Annotated in this window: 2 protein-coding genes; both read right to left on the bottom strand. The window is 47.0% G+C overall.

All coding sequences use genetic code 11. The annotated features are described in order from the left end of the window. Positions 1–114: 114 nt before the first annotated feature. Positions 115–1,032, bottom strand: a complete 918-nt coding sequence (locus ACYVRH_RS12145) for a hypothetical protein (RefSeq protein WP_461257168.1) — start codon at positions 1,030–1,032, stop codon at positions 115–117. A 184-nt stretch (positions 1,033–1,216) separates the two neighbouring features. Then, a partial coding sequence (locus tag ACYVRH_RS12150; RefSeq protein WP_461257169.1) for a formylglycine-generating enzyme family protein occupies positions 1,217–1,991 on the bottom strand: 775 nt, incomplete at its 5' end.

Genomic DNA, 1,991 nt, shown 5'->3' on the forward strand with positions numbered 1-1,991 from the left:
TTTCAAGGATTAATCTTTGAATTTTAATCATTTTCGGTGTAAAAACATGGGAAAATGGGGTAAATTTAAGAAATGACCTCTAAAATGGGTCAAAATGACACAATTTAGGGCGTTTTATTCAGTTTCCTCTACATCTTCGGTTTCTTTGAAAGTGGCTTTTTCCTTAAATGTTTCGTCAATGATTTTGTGTTTTCCGCCTATCAGTTTTGGTTTGATGTTTTCAATTACGAACTTGCCTTCTTTCTTGCCGTTGATTAAGCCTTTAACATCACGTAATGCTTCTTTTTTGGTTTCCACTTCTTCGCCGTTTTCTGTTCTTCTTATGTTGTGTTTGAAGAAGGGCGACAGTTCACGATAGAGTGTTTCCGCTCCGTCTATTCTTCTGCGTGCGGCTTCTTGAACGGCTTTGTAGAATTCGCCTGCGTCCGTGAATGTGATGTCGGCGGCTTCGACTACCATGTTCCTGATGAATTCGCGTAACTGGCTGCAAGCGTCAAATATCGTGCGGAGTGTTACAAAGTATTCAAAGCTTTCTTGAAATTGTCCTATTGACAGATAACGTGGCAGGAACTCTTGATTTTCGGAGGCAAATAAAAACGCCCTTTCAATGAAGCCTTGCCTTTTTATGCCTACGCCGTTGAGCCTCGCTCTGTCGAGCGGTCGCAAATTGGCGGCGGCTTCTTTCAGTATTTCCTTTACGAGTCCGAAAGAGTCCAATATTTGAATGATTTCATCTTCCGTGAGCAATGGATTGTTGGGCTGCGTCCTTATATTCGCACCTCTGGCTCCAGTCTCGGGCAAAGCCCGGCTGGAGCCGATTTTATTCTTCGTGGGAGGCAATTGCGTTAGGGCTTTGATTGCTTTTAATGCGGAAGTGGCGTCTGCATTTTTCGCTCTTTTGGCGGAAGTCTCGGGCGAAGCCCGGCTTCCGCCACGTTTTGTGGTAGTGGTAGATTTCTTTGCTTTTGCAGTGGGTTTCTTTGTTGCTGTTTTTTTACTAGCCGCTTTAGCGGCAGGTTTCTTGGTACTCATGGTTTTAATCTCCTTTACAATTCGTTACTCGCTCATACGAGCAAGTTATTTTATACGCTACATCTAGCGTTGTTTACTCATCAAGCGACACTACCAAAAAGTGGTGTCAGTTACCACTGCATTACCACGACCACTCCGTTCGCTACGGATCGGGCATTTCGCCCTGATACTTGAGCCTGTTAAACTAGGGACGGACAAGCCGGAAGCCAGTGATGAGGTTCCGGTCGAACGGGTAGTCGTCCCACCGAAACGCCGAACGCAGGTTCTCGCCGAGGTCGTGCCAGCTCCCGCCGCGACACACGCGGAGAGGCCCCGAGGACGCGCCCGATGGATCATTAGTTGGACTACTCGAATAATAACTTGAGCTATACCAGTCCCAGCACCACTCCTGCACGTTCCCATGCATATCGTACAGGCCCCATGCATTTGCCGCAAAACTTCCTACAGGCGTCGTCTTTTCTCTGTATATTCCTGCCGCATTGCCATTATACGGATCATTACCGTTATAATTCGCCTGATCTGTAGTTATGTTGTCTCCCGTATTAAACGGCGTTATCGTCCCCGCCCGACACGCATACTCCCATTCCGCCTCAGTCGGCAGGCGGTAACCGTTTTTGTTCCTGTCCATTACCGCAACATCCCATGTCGAGTTACTAATAGTGGTGGGTATGGCTCCCCAGTTTGCAGGATCGGTACTGCCGCCAATGCTGTAAACAGGGTTTAATCCTTCCATCACGCTTAATTTGTTGCAGAATACTATCGCGTCATACCAGTTTACATTGTAAATCGGATAATTATTCCCTTTACCATAAGTATCATTGGTTCGATCTTCCCCTGCCCCCATCACCGCCTGATACTGCTTCTGCGTCACTTGATATTTGCTCATCTTAAATCCGCCCAACGTCACCGAATGTTGCGTTTCCTCGTCATATCTGTTCGGTTCGGTATCGGGACTGCCC

This window comes from Treponema sp. R80B11-R83G3 (assembly GCF_054786115.1).

Bases quoted from the DNA above. Each gene is read 5' to 3' on its own strand.
- ACYVRH_RS12145 (WP_461257168.1), bottom strand. From the start codon at position 1,032: ATGAGTACCAAGAAACCTGCCGCTAAAGCGGCTAGTAAAAAAACAGCA.